This is a genomic window from Nocardioides sp. AE5, from assembly GCF_031844485.1.
Taxonomy (GTDB): domain Bacteria; phylum Actinomycetota; class Actinomycetes; order Propionibacteriales; family Nocardioidaceae; genus Nocardioides.
Map to the genome: position 1 here is coordinate 1 of NZ_JAUZVI010000014.1, position 15690 is coordinate 15690.

Annotated in this window: 17 protein-coding genes; 2 read left to right on the forward strand and 15 right to left on the reverse strand. The window is 68.0% G+C overall.

From position 1 onward, the window contains the following. Positions 1-861: SGNH hydrolase domain-containing protein (locus Q9R27_RS17005; protein ID WP_311253600.1), on the forward strand; the 861-nt coding region annotated here is incomplete at its 5' end. 20 nt (positions 862-881) lie between these two features. On the opposite strand, the gene Q9R27_RS17010 is transcribed toward Q9R27_RS17005, so the two are convergent. The 3 genes from Q9R27_RS17010 to Q9R27_RS17020 form a co-directional block, all read right to left on the reverse strand. Beyond that, entirely contained in the window at positions 882-1478 is a 597-nt protein-coding gene (locus Q9R27_RS17010; protein ID WP_311253601.1) for a methyltransferase, read from the reverse strand. After that, positions 1475-2305: a tRNA pseudouridine(38-40) synthase TruA gene (gene truA / locus Q9R27_RS17015; RefSeq protein WP_311253602.1), complete on the reverse strand. Its 831-nt coding sequence runs from the start codon at positions 2303-2305 to the stop codon at positions 1475-1477. The genes Q9R27_RS17010 and truA overlap by 4 nt, the downstream gene beginning before the upstream one ends. 111 nt (positions 2306-2416) lie before the next feature. Further along, positions 2417-3913: a multicopper oxidase domain-containing protein gene (locus Q9R27_RS17020; protein WP_311253603.1), complete on the reverse strand. Its 1497-nt coding sequence runs from the start codon at positions 3911-3913 to the stop codon at positions 2417-2419. A gap of 201 nt (positions 3914-4114) precedes the next feature. On the opposite strand from Q9R27_RS17020, the gene Q9R27_RS17025 reads away from it, so the two are divergent. Beyond that, positions 4115-4879 carry a DUF2786 domain-containing protein gene (locus Q9R27_RS17025; protein WP_311253604.1) on the forward strand — a complete coding sequence of 255 codons (765 nt, stop codon included), beginning with the start codon at positions 4115-4117 and terminating at the stop codon, positions 4877-4879. An 80-nt stretch (positions 4880-4959) separates the two neighbouring features. Here the strand turns inward: Q9R27_RS17025 and rplQ are convergent, their stop codons facing one another. The 12 genes from rplQ to secY form a co-directional block, all read right to left on the reverse strand. After that, entirely contained in the window at positions 4960-5514 is a 555-nt protein-coding gene (gene rplQ / locus Q9R27_RS17030; protein ID WP_311253605.1) for a 50S ribosomal protein L17, read from the reverse strand. A gap of 72 nt (positions 5515-5586) precedes the next feature. Next, on the reverse strand, positions 5587-6603 hold the full coding sequence (locus Q9R27_RS17035; protein ID WP_311253606.1) for a DNA-directed RNA polymerase subunit alpha: 1017 nt from the start codon (positions 6601-6603) through the stop codon (positions 5587-5589). 67 nt (positions 6604-6670) lie between these two features. Then, on the reverse strand, positions 6671-7279 hold the full coding sequence (rpsD, locus tag Q9R27_RS17040) for a 30S ribosomal protein S4 (RefSeq protein ID WP_311253607.1): 609 nt from the start codon (positions 7277-7279) through the stop codon (positions 6671-6673). Positions 7280-7311: 32 nt separating this feature from the next. Beyond that, positions 7312-7719 (reverse strand): 30S ribosomal protein S11, encoded by a 408-nt coding sequence (gene rpsK / locus Q9R27_RS17045; protein ID WP_311253608.1) that lies wholly within the window; start codon positions 7717-7719, stop codon positions 7312-7314. A 76-nt stretch (positions 7720-7795) separates the two neighbouring features. Beyond that, a complete protein-coding gene (rpsM, locus tag Q9R27_RS17050) occupies positions 7796-8167 on the reverse strand; it encodes a 30S ribosomal protein S13 (RefSeq protein ID WP_120060197.1) in 372 nt (123 codons plus the stop codon). 300 nt (positions 8168-8467) lie between these two features. Next, positions 8468-8581, reverse strand: coding sequence for a 50S ribosomal protein L36 (rpmJ, locus tag Q9R27_RS17055; RefSeq protein WP_056681713.1), 114 nt, complete (start codon positions 8579-8581; stop codon positions 8468-8470). A gap of 32 nt (positions 8582-8613) precedes the next feature. After that, on the reverse strand, positions 8614-8835 hold the full coding sequence (gene infA, locus Q9R27_RS17060) for a translation initiation factor IF-1 (RefSeq protein ID WP_026145687.1): 222 nt from the start codon (positions 8833-8835) through the stop codon (positions 8614-8616). Positions 8836-9139: 304 nt separating this feature from the next. Next, complete coding sequence (locus Q9R27_RS17065; protein ID WP_311253609.1) at positions 9140-10189, reverse strand: LLM class flavin-dependent oxidoreductase; 1050 nt, start codon at positions 10187-10189, stop codon at positions 9140-9142. Between the two features lie 34 nt (positions 10190-10223). Then, complete coding sequence (locus tag Q9R27_RS17070) at positions 10224-12806, reverse strand: FHA domain-containing protein (protein WP_311253610.1); 2583 nt, start codon at positions 12804-12806, stop codon at positions 10224-10226. A gap of 75 nt (positions 12807-12881) precedes the next feature. Then, entirely contained in the window at positions 12882-13703 is an 822-nt protein-coding gene (gene map / locus Q9R27_RS17075; RefSeq protein ID WP_311253611.1) for a type I methionyl aminopeptidase, read from the reverse strand. A gap of 3 nt (positions 13704-13706) precedes the next feature. Continuing rightward, a complete protein-coding gene (locus Q9R27_RS17080) occupies positions 13707-14279 on the reverse strand; it encodes an adenylate kinase (protein WP_311253709.1) in 573 nt (190 codons plus the stop codon). Positions 14280-14299: 20 nt separating this feature from the next. Then, positions 14300-15604, reverse strand: a complete 1305-nt coding sequence (gene secY, locus Q9R27_RS17085; protein WP_311253612.1) for a preprotein translocase subunit SecY — start codon at positions 15602-15604, stop codon at positions 14300-14302. Positions 15605-15690: the final 86 nt, after the last annotated feature.

Genomic DNA, 15690 nt, shown 5'->3' on the forward strand with positions numbered 1-15690 from the left:
AGCCAGGGAGCGGCGGTCTTCGACCAGTCCGGCGCAGGAACCGTCGAGGGGCTTGCGGACATCGAATGGTTCGTCCCCGACGCTGCCCAGGCAGCCGAGGACGTCCCCGCGGCGTACCCGAACGGCTGCCAGCAGACCGAACTCGACTCAACCCCGATCACATGTGAATACGGCGACCTCGACTCCGAGACCGTCATCGTCGTCGTCGGTGATTCGAAGGTCCTGCAGTACGAGAGCCCGTTGACCCGGATCGCCGAGGACGAGGGCTGGCACGTCATCTCGTTCACCATGTCCGCCTGCGCCTTCAGCACGGGAATGCAGGCACGCAGCGGTGCGCCGTACACCAACTGTGCCGACTGGAACGACCAGGTGCTCGATGAGGTACTCGACCTCAAGCCCGACCTGCTGCTCAACTCGCAGCGGAGCAATGCCGCGCTGACGGACCCGACCGACCCCGACAGTGGCGACAGCGACGCCATGGTGGACGCAGTCGCCGAGCGCTGGCAACAGCTCGCCGACGTCGGCATCCCCGTGGCCACGATCGTTGACAACCCCACCCCCGACCTCACCGTCTATGAGTGCGTTGCTGACAACCCGGACGACCTGGCCAAGTGCACCTTCGACCGCGACGAAGGCACACGGACCAGCGCCGCCCCGGTGCAACGTGCCGCCGCCGAACGGGTCGACAACGTCACCCTGATCGACCTCAACGACTACATCTGCCCCGACGAACAGTGCGTGCCCGTGATCGGCAACGTGCTCGTCTACCGCCAGACCTCCCACCTGACCGACACCTACGCCCGCACCCTGGAGCCCGAGCTCCGCAAGCAACTGGTTCCCCTGCTCGAGGCGGCTGGCTGACCGGACGGCCGAGTCAGCCCTCAGCCGCGCCGTACTTCCAGCACCCGGAACCCCTTGGCGCTGGCCAGCCGCTCGGTGGGCCACCCCTGCTCGACCAGCCAGCGCTGCAGTGAGTCGGCGCCGAGGTTCTTCCCCACCACCATCACCATCCGCCCTCCGGGGGCAAGCCGGGGCAGCCAGGTGAGCAGCAGCTCGTGCAGCGCCTCCTTGCCGATCCTGATCGGTGGGTTGGACCAGATCTCGTCGAAGACCATGTCGGTGGGCACCTGCTCCGGCCGGCATGCCACGAAGCGCCCGGAGACCCCGAGCGCGCGGGCATTCTCGTTGGCCAGCATGATCGCCCGGTCGTTGACCTCGACCCCGGTGACCGACGAGAGCGGCACCGCCACCGCGATGGCCAGCCCGATCGGACCATAGCCACAACCAAGGTCCAGGAACCGCCCCTGGACCGGCGGTTCCAGTTCGCGGAGCAGCACCGCGGTGGCGTGGTCCAGGTGCCCCCTGCTGAAGACGCCGGCGCCGCTGGCCAACGTCAACTCGTGGTGCCACACGCGGCAGGTGAACTCCTCACGCTCGAACGGCGCCGTCGGGTCGGCAGAGAAGTAGTGGTCGGTCATGGTGCCTCCCTCTTGTTCCGGGCCCGCTCGGCCTGGCGGATCAGTTCGATGCCGTCGGGGTAGCCGACCTCCTCCAGGGTCAGCCCGTGGGCCGGGACCACGCCGACGCGGGGGTCGCGCTCGAGCGCAGCGAGGATCTCGCCGGCCCACGCCGCTGGCTGGCGCCCGTCGCCGATCGCCAGCAGGCACCCGGTCAGGGCGCGGACCATGTTGTGGCAGAACGCATCGGCCCGCACGGTGAGCTCGGCCAGGCCGTCGTCCGTACGCCGCCACTCCAGGTCCAGCAAGGTGCGGATCGTCGTCGCTCCGTCACGTGCCTTGCAGAAGGAGGCGAAGTCGTGGAAGCCCACCAGGTGCTGCGCGGCCAGGTTCATCGCGTCCACGTCGAGTTCACGTGGCCAGGCGAGCACGTGGCCGCGCGTGAGCGGATCCACCAGTTCGGCCCGGTCGGCGACCCGGTAGGCATAGCGGCGCCAGACGGCGGAGAAGCGGGCATCGAACCCTTCGGGCGCCGCGCTGGTACGACGTACCCGGATGTCGGCGGGCAGGATCCCGTTCAGGCGCCGGGCCAGCGCTTCGAGTGGCGGTCGTCCGGACCTGCCTGCGGCGGCTTCAAAGACGTCGTCGGCAAGGTCGAGATGGAGCACCTGGCCACGTGCATGGACCCCGGTGTCGGTCCTCCCCGCACAGGTGACCTGCACCTCGGGCACCCGCAGCACGGTCGCCAGCGCAGCCTCGAACTCGCCCTGCACGGTCCGCAGCGCGGGCTGGCGTGCCCAGCCCTTGAAGTCGGTGCCGTCGTAGGCAAGGTCGATCCGGATCCGCACGCCCTGCATCCTGTCACGCTTGCGCACCGCACGAGTAACGCCCCGTCCGCGGCGGTCTGCACCCCGCCAGCGAGGTGGAAACCAACCACAGCGGAGCACATGCGGCGCAGGTCAGTGGTGATCGTGGCTCTCGCTGTCGGGCATTTCGCCTGCTCGGTCTCCCGGCTCGACCACGACGAACTGGCCCATCATTCCCTGGTCCTCGTGCCGCAGCAGGTGGCAGTGGAACATGTAGGGCACGTCCGGATCGGCATGGTCGGTGAACCGGAGCAGGAGTTCGGCCTCAATCCCCTGCGGCAGCCAGATGGTGTCCTTCCAGCCGCGCAGGTGGGGAGGCGGTTCGCGGCCGTCGTACGACCTCACCTGGAACTGAACGTCGTGGACGTGGAAGTTGTGCGGGTTTCCGTCCCGGTTGCGGACCCGCCACAGCTCGGTGGTGTCCAACTCGACAGCGTGGTCGATCCGGGCCATGTCCATCTCGCGGCCGTTGATCCTGGTCCCGGAGAGGTCGAACTGCCGGGTCGTCGCGATGTCGTCGTCGGCCAGGTCGGGCGCCGCGGCCATGGTCTCGGGGAGCTCCGGGCTCTCCGCCAGTTCCTCGGCGGCTCGCAGCTCCATGATGTCGAGCCGGTCCTTCTCCCCGGCCAACCGCCCTGCCTTGCTGACCAGTTGCTCACTGCGCAGCACCACGTCATCGCCCGGTTGCATCTCGACCACGATCTCGGCGCGTTCTCCCGGCGAGACCTCGAGATTGGTCATCGTTGCCGACGTTGGCAGCAGTCCCCCGTCGGTGCCGACCAGGTGGAAGGGTCGACCATCGGAGAGGACGAAGTTGTAGATCCGCGCGTTCGAGCCGTTCAGCACCCGCAACCGGACCCGTTCGGTGGTCACCTCCAGATAGGGGCCGGGGGTGCCGTTGACCAGGACGTGGTCACCGAGGATCCCGGTGCTGCGGAAGATGCCGTGGGAGAGTTCCAGGTCGGACCCGTCGAACAACTTGTCCTGGACAATCACCGGGACGTCGTCCACGCCGTACTCGCTGGGCAGGTCCACCTCGTTCTCGTCGTCGATGATGAACATCCCGGCGACCCCGCGATAGACGTGCTCGGCGGTCCTGCCGTGCGGATGCGGGTGATACCAGAGGGTCGCGGCCGGTTGGTTGATCTCCCAGCTGGGCGACCAGGTCTCCCCGTCACCGACCATCTGGTGCGGGCCACCGTCCATGGCTGCCGGCAAGTGCATGCCGTGCCAGTGCAAGGTCGAGGACTCCCCCAGCCGGTTGGTCACGTTGATTCGGACCTGCTCGCCCCTGGTAGCGCGGACCGTGGGTCCCAGGTAGTCACCGTTCACGCCCCAGGTCGGAGTCGGTGCCTCGCGGCCCAGGTCGCTCGTTCCGCGTTGCATGGTCAGGTCGAAGGTGCGTACGCCGTCCGCGTCCACCGTCGAGTCGGCCAGCGGCGGGATCGCCAGCGGGCGGTCGAAGTCGACCTCGCCGACGGTGTCGATCGGAGCCGTGATCATCACCCAGCCGAACCATGCCGTGGCAGCCACGAGCAGGGCGACGGTGCCACCGACAACGAGGACGAGGATGCGCTTGGTCCGTTTCACGGGTCCTATCCCAGCGGGTCACGGCCATGGGCTCAACGGGTCCGCGCCGATCTCAGGGTCGGTTCAGGGTGATCCACCAGCCGTTCTCACGCGCGTCCCCGCCCGAAGCCTGTGGATGAGCGGCGCGTAGTGTCGGCAGTCGATGTCACCCTGTCTCCTCCACCCCGAGTCCACGGGGTACGACGACCGAAGGAGACGCCCATGAACACGCACCCGGTCGGCGCGGATGCGCCGATCCTGGCCAAGATCCGCAAACTGCTCGCCAAGGCCGAGGACCAGGCAGCCACCCGCCAAGAGGCAGAGACCTACACCGCCAAGGCCGCGCAACTGATTGCCGACTACGGCATCGATGCGGCCCTGCTCGCCGCGGCCGTGCCCGGTGCCGACGTCGTGGGTGACCGGATCGTCGTCCTGGAGCGGCCCTTCGGCAAGGACAAGGCAGAACTCCTGGCCGACGTGGCCACCCGGTTGCGGTGCCGCGCCGTGCTGCGCACCGAACGCACCAGCGAAGGCAAGGTGTACGCCGTCCACCTCTTCGGCCATGAGTCCGACCTGGTCCGCACCGACCTGCTCTTCACCAGCCTGCTCCTGCAGGCCACCGGCCTGCTGGCGCGCACCCCGGTGCCGCCCGGGGAGCACAAGGCGGCCTTCCGTCGTTCCTGGCTGGCCGGGTTCCGGGTCGCGATCGTACGCCGGTTGGCCGCCACCGAAGCAGACGCAACCCGTTCTGCCGACGCAGGCAGCGCGCCGGGGGCCCGCTCGGCGACCCTGGTGCTGGCGGACCGGTCGCGGGCCGTCACCGAGGCCATGCACGACGCCTATCCCCGCCTGGGCACCGCCAGGCAACGCTCGCTCTCCGGATCCGGCATGCCGGGTGGGTACGCCGCCGGGCAACGCGCCGACCTCGGCGAGACCCGCCTCTCCGGCCAACGCCGGGCACTGGGCCGGGCGAGAGCCCGGGCCTGAGGCCCCACGGCCGGCCCGGAGCAGCACGAGGGCCCGCCACCCCAACAGGGTGACGGGCCCTCGCATGGCCTGCAATCAGATCACTCGGACTTGGCGTCGCCTTCCTCGGCGGCCTCATCCGCAGCGGCCTCGACCTCGGTGGTCTCCTCCGCAGCAGCCTCGACCTCTTCGGCCGGGGCCTCGGTGGTCTCGGGGGCCTCCTCGGCCTCGGCCACCTCTGCCTCGACAGGCGCAGCGGCCTTCTCGGTCTTCTTGGTGGACGGCGCCTTCGGGCTGTAGGCCTCGGTCACCAGCTCGATGACCGCCATCGGGGCGTTGTCGCCCTTGCGGGGGTTCAGCTTGGTGATCCGCGTGTAGCCACCCGGACGCTCGGCGAAGCCCGGTGCGATCTCGGTGAAGAGGATGTGCACGACCGACTTGTCGGTGATGCTCTTGAGCACCTCGCGACGGTTGTGCAAGTCGCCCTTCTTCGCCTTGGTGATCAGCTTCTCCGCGAACGGGCGAAGCGTGCGGGCCTTGGCCTCCGTGGTGGTGATCGCACCGTGCTCGAAGAGCGCGGTGGCCAGGTTGCGCAGGATCAACCGCTGGTGCGCGGGGCTGCCGCCGAGGCGGGTGCCCTTCTTGGGAGTAGGCATTGTTCTCTCTCAGTTCTCCCCGGCCGTATCAGGTACCGGAGTAGATGGGTGGTTGTTGCCTGGGCAGGCGGGTCAGTACTGCTCGTCCTCGACGTAGGTGTCGTCGTCGTCCTCGGAGTAGTTCGCCACGGCGGTTGCCGGGTCGAAGCCGGGCGCGCTGTCCTTGAGGGACAGGCCCATCTCGACCAGCTTGGCCTTGACCTCGTCGATCGACTTCGAACCGAAGTTGCGGATGTCGAGCAGGTCCTGCTCCGAGCGACCGATGAGCTCACCCACGGTGTGGATGCCCTCGCGCTTGAGGCAGTTGTAGGACCGGACGGTCAGCTGCAGGTCCTCGACCGGGAGGGCGAGGTCGGCAGCAAGCTGCTCGTCGACCGGCGACGGGCCGATGTCGATGCCCTCGGCCTCGACGTTCAGCTCGCGGGCCAGGCCGAAGAGCTCGACCAGGGTGTGACCGGCCGAGGCGATGGCGTCGCGGGGACGGATCGACGGCTTGGTCTCCACGTCGATGACCAGCTTGTCGAAGTCCGTGCGCTGTTCGACACGGGTGGCCTCGACCTTGTAGGTCACCTTGAGGACGGGCGAGTAGATCGAGTCGACCGGCATCCGGCCGATCTCGTTGTCCGCACCCTTGTTCTGCACCGCGCTGACGTAGCCGCGACCGCGCTCGACGACGAGCTCCATGTCGATCTTGCCCTTCTCGGACAAGGTGGCGATCTTCAGCTCGGGGTTGTGCACCTCGACACCGGCCGGGGCCTGGATGTCGGCAGCCGTGACGTCACCGGCACCGGCCTTGTGCAGGTACATGGTGACCGGCTCGTCGTGCTCCGAGGAAACGACGAGGCCCTTGAGGTTCAGGATCACCTCGGTGACGTCCTCCTTGACGCCCTCGATGGTCGAGAACTCGTGGAGGACGCCGTCCACCTTGATGCTGGTCACCGATGCCCCCGGGATCGAGGAGAGCAGGGTGCGACGCAGCGAGTTGCCGAGCGTGTAGCCGAAGCCGGGCTCCAGCGGCTCGATCACGAAGCGCGAGCGGAACTCGTCGACAGTCTCTTCCGACAGGGACGGGCGCTGAGCGATAAGCACTGATTCTTTCCTTTCCGGGCCCGCCCACCATTTGACGGGCCCGAACTGCAGTGGCGAAAGGGAGGGATTACTTCTTCGAGTAGAACTCGACGATCAACTGCTCCTGGACCGGAACGTCGATCTGTGCCCGAACCGGAAGCTGGTGGACCAGAATCCGCATGCGGTTCGGCAGTGCCTCGAGCCACGCCGGGACGACGCGCTCGCCGTGGGTCTCGCGAGCCACGATGAAGGGGGTCATCTCGAGCGACTTCTCGCGCACGTCGATCACGTCGTGGGCGCTGACCTGGAAGGACGGGATGTTGACCTTCTTGCCATTCACCTTGAAGTGACCGTGCACCACGAGCTGGCGCGCGTGGCGACGCGTGCGGGCGAAGCCGGCGCGGTAGACCACGTTGTCGAGACGGCACTCGAGCAGCTGGAGCAGGTTGTCACCGGTCTTGCCGGCGCGGCGCGAGGCCTCCACGTAGTAGTTGTGGAACTGCTTCTCCAGGATGCCGTAGGAGATGCGCGCCTTCTGCTTCTCGCGCAGCTGGAGCAGGTACTCGCTCTCCTTGATGCGGCCGCGGCCGTGCTGGCCGGGCGGGTAGGGGCGACGCTCGAAAGCCTGGTCGCCACCAACGAGGTCGACACCGAGACGGCGCGACTTCTTGGTCATGGGGCCGGTGTAACGGGCCATTTCTCAAAGTCTCCTAGTTCTCGATGCTGGATTCAGACGCGGCGGCGCTTGGGCGGCCGGCAGCCGTTGTGCGGGGCGGGCGTGACGTCCTGGATGGTGCCGACCTCGAGGCCGATCGCACCCAGGGAACGGATCGCCGTCTCGCGGCCCGAGCCCGGGCCCTTGACGAAGACGTCGATCTTCTTCATGCCGTGCTCCATCGCGCGACGGCCAGCGGCCTCGGCAGCCATCTGGGCAGCGAACGGAGTGGACTTGCGGGAACCCTTGAAGCCGACGGTGCCGGCAGAGGCCCACGAGATCACCGCACCGGTCGGGTCGGTGATCGTGACGATGGTGTTGTTGAACGTGCTCTTGATGTGGGCCTCGCCCTGGGCGACGTTCTTCTTCTCCTTGCGGCGCACCTTCTTGGCGCCGGCCGCGCTGCGGCTCTTGGGAGGCATTCAGTTTCTCCTGATTTCCTGGAAGCTCTGTGTGTTCGAGATGGGAAGCATCAGTGCCGTGCCGATGGGCGACGGATCACTTCTTCTTCTTGCCGGCAACCGTGCGCTTCGGACCCTTGCGGGTGCGGGCGTTGGTCTTGGTGCGCTGGCCGCGGACCGGAAGGCCCATGCGGTGACGGCGACCCTGATAGCTGCCGATCTCGATCTTGCGGCGGATGTCTGCCTGGACCTCGCGACGGAGGTCACCCTCGATCTTGAAGTTGGCTTCGATCTCGTCGCGGAGCTTGACCAGCTCCTCGTCGCCCAGCTCGTGGACGCGAAGGTTGGGGTTGACCCCCGTTGCGGCCAGCAGCTGCTGGGCGCGGGTACGGCCGATGCCGTAGATGTAGGTGAGTGCGATCTCGATGCGCTTGTCGCGCGGGAGGTCCACACCAACGAGGCGTGCCATGGAAGGCCCTTTCTGTGAGGGATTGCCCCCTCGGTCGTTCACAGAGGTTTCGGTCGTGTCGCGCCCTGGCCCGTGGCCAGGCTCCAGCCTTCTGCTCCGGAGGTGATTCGGCCCTTGCGCCCCGAGGGACACTGCGGCCTAAGCGATCACGTTGTCGTTGTATTCAGTTGTGCTGTTCGTACGGCGGATGCTTGTTGCGCACCTGCCCGGCCTGCGGGCCCTGACTGTCTTGAACTTGTCAGGACCTGCGGGACTCGCCTACGCGGGGCCTCGTTCCTCGGCACCGCTTCGGCTCACTCCTCAGCCCTGACGTTGCTTGTGGCGGGGGTTCTCGCAGATGACCATGACGCGGCCGTGGCGACGAATCACCTTGCACTTGTCACACATCTTGCCCACGCTCGGCTTGACCTTCACGAGGATGGTCCTTTCGGTTCTGGTTTCGGCTGTTACTTGTAGCGGTAGACGATCCGACCCCGGGTGAGGTCGTACGGCGAGAGCTCCACCACGACCCGGTCCTCGGGGAGGATCCGGATGTAGTGCTGGCGCATCTTGCCGCTGATGTGCGCGAGCACCTTGTGTCCGTTGCTCAGCTCCACCCGGAACATCGCGTTGGGAAGGGCCTCCGTAATGGTGCCCTCGAGTTCGATCACGCCCTCTTTCTTCGGCATGTCCTCCACAATCTGTCGTCGCGTACACGTCTACCTTTGGTGCACCGGTCCCGCCTGGTTCCTGACCAGGTGGTGCCGGGTGGCCCGCGAACCTCCTCCCCGCAGGGAGGTGGACCTCGTGAGGTTGCCCGTGGTACCTCATTTCCCACAGCGCACGGCGACACCCCCGGAGAGGTGATCTGCCGCGTGCTTCGGGCAGCCGCGAGGCACCACGAAACGAACCCACGTTGGGCCGACACGTCAGTCTAGTCGCAACCCGGGGGAACCCCTAATCGCTCCACCAGGCCACCTGCCGGAGCCAGGCTCAGGAGAGCGCCCCGGCGAGCAACTCCAGCGTCTGCTCCCGGCCCGGGCTGCGGTCCGGAGCCGTGCCGTCGAAGGCACCGGCGACCGGGCTGATCATCACCTCGTCCACGTCGTACGTCGCAGCGAGGCGGCGTACCTCCTCGGCGGCGCTCGCCGGGTCCCCGATCACCCAGTTGCGCCGCAAGGAGGCGACCAGGGCAGGCGCCAGCATCGCGACCCGCTGCTCCGCCTCCTCAACGAGCAACTGGTGCCCCAGCGGCTGCCCGGTGCGCAGGGTGCTCATCATGTGCAGGTTGGGGGCGGCGAGCCGCTCCGCCTCCGCTGCATCCTCGGCGACCGCCGCGTTGAGGGTGAGGAAGGTGCGGGGCTCGGCCAGCAGCGCCGAGGGCCGGAAGTTCGTCCGGTACAACTCCAGCGCCTCGGCAAGCCCCTGGCCGGCGAAGTGGTGGGCAAAGACATAGGGCAGGCCCAGTTCGGCGGCAAGCCTGGCGGAGTAGTCCGAGGATCCGAGCAACCACACGTCCGCGGTCGAGGTGGCCCGTGGCGTGGCCCTCAGTTCGTGGGTCCGTCCGGCCACCGAGAGGCCGACGCCGCCCTTGTCCATCATCGCGACGATGTTCTCGACGTACTCCGGGAACCTCGCCACCGCGTCGTCACCCACCCCGCCGGCGCCGTGGCGCAGGGCATAACTGGTGACCGGGTCGGTGCCCGGTGCGCGACCGATGCCCAGGTCGATCCGGCCGGGGAAGGCGGCCTCGAGGAGGGCGAACTGCTCGGCCACCACCAGCGGCGCGTGGTTGGGCAGCATCACCCCACCGGAGCCGACCCGGATCCGCTCGGTGGCCGCGGCCAGCATCCCGATCAGGACCGGCGGATTGGTCGCCGCCACGGCCGGCATGTTGTGGTGCTCGGCGATCCAGTAGCGCCGGAAGCCGGAACGGTCCGCCAGGCGCGCCAGCCGGCGGGAGGCGGCGATCGCGTCACTGGTCGTCTGGTCGGTGCGCACCGGCACCAGGTCAAGCACGGAGAGGGCGGGAGTGTGGCTCACACCCGGACAACTCCGTGCATGCACCACCTATTCCTCAGTGGCGCGTGGTGGCACTGCGACGGACCAGCCAGAACGCAGCGGCGAGGAGCAGCGCGCAGAGCACCCACACCATGGTCATGTTCCCCATCCACTGCAGGACGCCCTGGTCGTAGAGGCCGTCGATGCCCTCGTCGGTCACCAGTCGCCGCGCCGCATGCAGGTCCACCGACGACGCCGTCGCCGAGAACGACCAGCGCGCCGGGGCCAGCCAGGCCAACTGCTCCAGGACCGCCCGACCCGCCACCGGGACCAGCGCTCCGCAGAGCACCAGTTGCACCATCACCAGTCCGACCAGTGCTGGCATCGTCTGCTCGTTGGAGGTGACCACGGCCGAGACGGCCAGGCCCATCACGGCCATCGTGAAGCACAGGGCGCCGACCGCCAGGGCAACCTCGAACCGGCCCATGCCCAGGGACCCGCCGTCGTCCGGACCCGGCAGGCCGACCGTGGCCAGCCAGGTGACCAGGAGCCCCTGGCCGAAGCAGGCGGTGCCCAGCACGGCCACCTTGGAGAGCAGGTACATGCCCGGCGAGAGGCCGACGGCGTACTCGCGCTGGAAGATGGGCCGCTCCCCCACCAGTTCGCGGATCGTCACCGCCGTGCCCATCAGGGACGCGGCCATCACCAGGATGGTGAGCCGGGTCAGCGCCTCCTGGGAGTCCAGGCCACCGTTCGCGTTGGCCGTCTCGGCCAGGCTCAGGCCGGCATCCCCCGGTACGACGCGACTCAGCCCGCCCAGCACCAGCGGCAGCATGACCAGCATCGCCAACAGGAGCTTGTCGGAGAAGGTGACCGCCAGGTTGCGGCGGACCAGGGTCCAGAACTGGCGGCTCATCGACTGCAGCGGCGGCTGGCTCACCGGCGCGTTCATCGCGGGCAACCGACCGGTCTCCACCGTCTGCGGCGGCGCCGGGATCCGCGACCACAGGTCGTGGTCGTCGAGCATGTCGAAGACCTCGGGATAGTTCCGGCAGCCGAAGTACTCCAGCACTCCGCTGGGCGGTCCGAAGTAGGCGCGGCGTCCACCCGGAGCGAGCACCAGCACGTTGTCGCACACGTCCAGGGCGAGCACGGAGTGGGTCACCACCATCACCACGCGACCCTCGTCGGCCAGCCCGCGGAGCAGGTGCATCACGTCGCGGTCGAGGCCGGGATCCAAGCCCGACGTGGGCTCGTCCAGGAAGAGCAGCGGCGGGGCGGTGAGCAGCTCGGTCGCGATGGAGACGCGCTTGCGCTGGCCTCCCGAGAGCTGGGTGCCGATCCGGTTGTCGATCTGGCGCTCGAGCTGCATCTGGCCGACCACCTGCTGCACGCGCTGGCCGCGCTCTGCGGGTTCGGTGTCGGGTGGCAGCCGCAACATGGCGGCGTACGAGAGGCCCTGGCGCACGGTGAGCTGGGGATGCTGGATGTCGGACTGGGGCACCAGGCCGATCTGGAAGCGCAACTGCTCGTAGTGGCTGTAGAGGTCGGTGCCCTGCCAGATCACCTGCCCGTGGGTGGCCGGGCTGCTCCCGGTGAGGGCGCCGAGCAGGGTCGACTTTCCTGCGCCCGAGGGGCCGATCACAGCCGTGAGCGAGGAGGGCCCGAGCTCGAAGGACATGTTCTCCAGCAGCCGCTTGCCGCCCTTGGCCACCGTGGTCAGGTTCTCGGCGAAGAGGGTCAGGTCGGTCCGCGTCGCCTTCGAGGCCAGGTTGGTGCCGGTCCAGGAGAAGGTCTGGTTGCCGAAGATGACCTCGTCGCCGGGCGAGAGCGGAATGCTGCCGGAGAGTCGGCGACCGTTGACGAAGGTGCCGTTGAACGAGTCGAGGTCGCGCAGGATCGGCAGCGCATTGCCCATGGTGATGGTGGCGTGCTGGCGCGAGACGAGCGGGTCGTCCAGGATCACCTCACACGTGCGCGAGCGGCCGATGGTGAGGATGCCGTTGCCGTCGAGGTCCTCGGGCATCACGGTGTGGCCGTGGGCCAGGTGTCCGGGTGGTGGTTGGGGCATCGAGCCCTGCCCGGCCGGGTACCACGCCTGGGGCGGTGGCATCTGGCTGAGGTACGCCGGATCCGGCATTCCGGTCCCCTGCGGGACGGGCGCCTGGCTGACTGGTCCGTGGTTCACCGGTCCCTGGGAAACCGGTCCCTGGCTGACCGGCCCGGTGGGCGCAGCAGGCCCGGTGGGCGCAGCCGCACCGGGCTGCGGTGGCGGCATCGACTGGTACGGCGCCGCCGGCTCGGCGACGGGAGCAGACGTCCCCGTCGCGGATGGAGCGACCACCAGGACATCGACGACCGGCCCCTCGACCCCGCCCAGCACGATGCGCACCGGAGCGCCGATGGGCAACAGTTCCTGGCCGATCCGGCGCTCGGAGACAAAGGTCCCGTTGGTCGAGTCGAGGTCGACCAGCATCCAGCCCTGCCGGGTCCGGCGGAACTCGGCATGGCGTCGCGAGACGTCGGGGTGCGGCAGCGAGATCGGCGCCTGCGCATCCCGGCCGACCATGACCACCGGATCCGCGAAGTCACGACTGCTCCCCGCCACGCTCACCCGCAGGATCAACTGGCTCGCATCGTCATGGCTTGGCTGGGACATCGGCTCCTCGCCGGGTCAGTGGGCGGTCGGGACCGGGACTGGCACCCGGGTCCAGGCCACCACGTTAGTGGAAGGTCAGGCGCCGCCGAACGGCACGCCCAGTTCCGTGAGGCGTGTCTCGCCGCCATCGAGCGCGGTCAACACCCAGGGGCCGTCGGGCGTCAGCGTGAAGGTGTGTTCGTAGTGCGCGGCCCAGCTGGTGTCGGTGGTGACGATGGTCCAGTCATCGTCGAGGACTGCAGTCCGCTTGGTGCCCAGCGTCACCATCGGCTCGACGGCGAGGGCCATCCCGCGCACCAATCGTGGTCCACGACCAGCGCGGCCGACGTTGGGCACGTTCGGCGGCTGGTGCATCTCCGTGCCGATGCCGTGGCCGGTGAAGTCCTCGAGGATCCCGTAGTCCCCCTGGCTGCGCACGTAGCTCTCCACCGCATGGGAGATGTCGCCGACGCGGCCGCCGAGCCGGGCTGCGGCGAATCCGCGCCACATCGACTCCTCGGTCACCCGCATCAGTTCCTGTACGTCGTCAGGTACGTCGCCCACGGCCACGGTGATCGCGGCGTCGCCGTGCCATCCGTCGACGATCGCGCCGCAGTCGATGGAGATGATGTCTCCCTCTGCCAGGACCCGCTCGCCGGGTACGCCGTGCACCACCTCGTCATTGACCGAGGCGCAGATCGATCCGGGGAACGGCGGGTCGCCGTACCCCTTAAACGACGGGATCCCGCCGCCGCTGCGGATGTTGTCCTCCGCGATGGCGTCGAGCTCTGCGGTGCTGATCCCGGCGCGGACCGACGTACGGAGCAACTCCAGGGTCTCGCCGACCAGCAGCCCGGCGACCCGCATCAGGCCGATCTGCTCGGGAGTCTTGACCTGGATCCCGCGGCTGCCGAACACTGCTCAGCCGGGCAGGTTCTCGAGCGCGTCGAAGATCCGGTGCGTGACGGCGTCGATCTCGCCCATGCCGTCGACGCTGATCACCAGGCCACGCTCTCCGTAGACCTCGATCAGCGGGGCGGTCTCCTTGGCGTAGACCTCCTGGCGGTGCCGGATCACGTCCTCGGTGTCGTCGGCGCGTCCCTCGGTCTCGGCGCGCGACAACAGGCGGGCGACGAGTTCGTCCTGGTCGGCGGTGAGGACGACCGCGGCGTCGAGCTGCTGCTCGGCGTCGGCGAGCATCGAGTCGAGCTCCTGGACCTGCGCCAGGGTGCGCGGATAGCCGTCGAGCAGGAAGCCTGGTTCGGCGTCCGGCTGGGCCAGGCGGTCGCGGACCATCGAGTTGGTGACCTCGTCGGGGACGTACTCCCCTGCGTCCATGTAGCGCTGTGCCTCCACGCCGAGCGGCGTCTTGCCAGCGACGTTGGCGCGGAAGATGTCACCGGTGGAGATGGCCGGGATGCCGAAGTGGTTGGCAATCACCTTTGCCTGGGTGCCCTTGCCGGCACCCGGGGGGCCCATCAGGACGATACGCATTCCTTTGGAGTTCGAGGTCATCAGCGGAGGAATCCTTCATAGTTGCGCTGCTGGAGCTGGCTCTCGATCTGCTTCACCGTGTCGAGGCCGACGCCCACCATGATCAGGATGGAGGTTCCGCCGAACGGGAAGTTCTGGCTGGCGTTGATCATTGCGAAGGCGACCAACGGGACCAGAGAGATCAGACCGAGGTAGATCGAGCCCGGGAAGGTGAGCCGGGACAGGACGTAGGACAGGTAGTCCTCGGTCGGCTTGCCCGCCCGGATCCCGGGGATGAAGCCGCCGTACTTCTTCATGTTGTCCGCCACTTCGTTGGTGTCGAAGGTGATCGAGACGTAGAAGTACGTGAAGAAGATGATGAGCATGAAGTAGAGGGCCATGTAGACCGGGTGCGACCCGTCCACGAAGTATTCGTTGACCCAGTTGATCCACGCCGGCTGCGGGTCCCGGTTCTGGTTGAACTGGACCGCCATCGCCGGCAGGTACATCAACGAGCTGGCGAAGATGACCGGGATGATGCCAGCCTGGTTGACCTTCAACGGAATGTACGTCGAGGAGCCACCGAACATCTTGCGCCCGACCATCCGGCGCGCGTACTGCACCGGGACCCGGCGCTGGGCCTGCTCGATGAAGACGACACCGGCGACCAGCGCCAGCCCGACGATCATCACGATGATGAAGGTGAGCCAGCCCTCGGTGCGCTGCACCGCCCAGAGCTGGCCGGGGAAGGTGGCGATGACCTGGACGAAGATCAGGATCGACATGCCGTTGCCGACGCCGCGGTCGGTGATCAGCTCGCCGAGCCACATGATGACCACGGTGCCCGCGGTCATGGTCAGCACCATCACCATGAAGGTGCTCAGCGCCTGCTCGTCGTGGAGCAGCGGGAGGTCACAGCCCTGGAGCAGCTGGCGGGAACGGGCCAGGGCGACGATGCCGGTGGCCTGCAGGATGGCCAGCGCCAGGGTGAGGTAGCGGGTGTACTGGGTGATCTTGGTCTGTCCGGCCTGGCCCTCCTTCTTCAGCGCTTCGAGTCGCGGGATGACCACGACGAGCAGCTGCAGGATGATGGCGGCCGTGATGTAGGGCATGATCCCCAGCGCGAACACGGTCAGCTGGAGCAGCGCACCACCCGAGAACAGGTTGATCAGGTTGTAGACGCTGTTGTCCTCGACCTGGGCGATGCAGGTCTGGACGTTGGCGGTGTGGACCCCGGGGGCCGGGAACTGGGACCCGAGCCTGAAGATGACGATGATCCCCAGGACGAAGAGCAACTTCTTCCGCAGGTCCGGTGTCCGGAAAGCGTTGGCGAACGCGCCTAGCACGTGATCCTCTTTCTCAAGCTGTGGAATCCCGCGGGCACGACGGGCCGGGCGAGAACTCGGGGAAGCCTAACAGGACGATCCTTGCG

What these genes read in the sequence shown, in the direction of transcription:
- Q9R27_RS17010 (WP_311253601.1), bottom strand. Translation starts at nt 1,478, where the DNA reads ATGACCGACCACTACTTCTCTGCCGACCCGACGGCGCCGTTCGAGCGT.
- Q9R27_RS17025 (WP_311253604.1), top strand. Translation starts at nt 4,115, where the DNA reads ATGAACACGCACCCGGTCGGCGCGGATGCGCCGATCCTGGCCAAGATC.
- rplQ (WP_311253605.1), bottom strand. Translation starts at nt 5,514, where the DNA reads ATGCCTACTCCCAAGAAGGGCACCCGCCTCGGCGGCAGCCCCGCGCAC.
- rpsD (WP_311253607.1), bottom strand. Translation starts at nt 7,279, where the DNA reads ATGGCCCGTTACACCGGCCCCATGACCAAGAAGTCGCGCCGTCTCGGT.
- rpsK (WP_311253608.1), bottom strand. Translation starts at nt 7,719, where the DNA reads ATGCCTCCCAAGAGCCGCAGCGCGGCCGGCGCCAAGAAGGTGCGCCGC.
- rpsM (WP_120060197.1), bottom strand. Translation starts at nt 8,167, where the DNA reads ATGGCACGCCTCGTTGGTGTGGACCTCCCGCGCGACAAGCGCATCGAG.
- infA (WP_026145687.1), bottom strand. Translation starts at nt 8,835, where the DNA reads ATGCCGAAGAAAGAGGGCGTGATCGAACTCGAGGGCACCATTACGGAG.
- Q9R27_RS17070 (WP_311253610.1), bottom strand. Translation starts at nt 12,806, where the DNA reads ATGTCCCAGCCAAGCCATGACGATGCGAGCCAGTTGATCCTGCGGGTG.
- Q9R27_RS17080 (WP_311253709.1), bottom strand. Translation starts at nt 14,279, where the DNA reads ATGCGTATCGTCCTGATGGGCCCCCCGGGTGCCGGCAAGGGCACCCAG.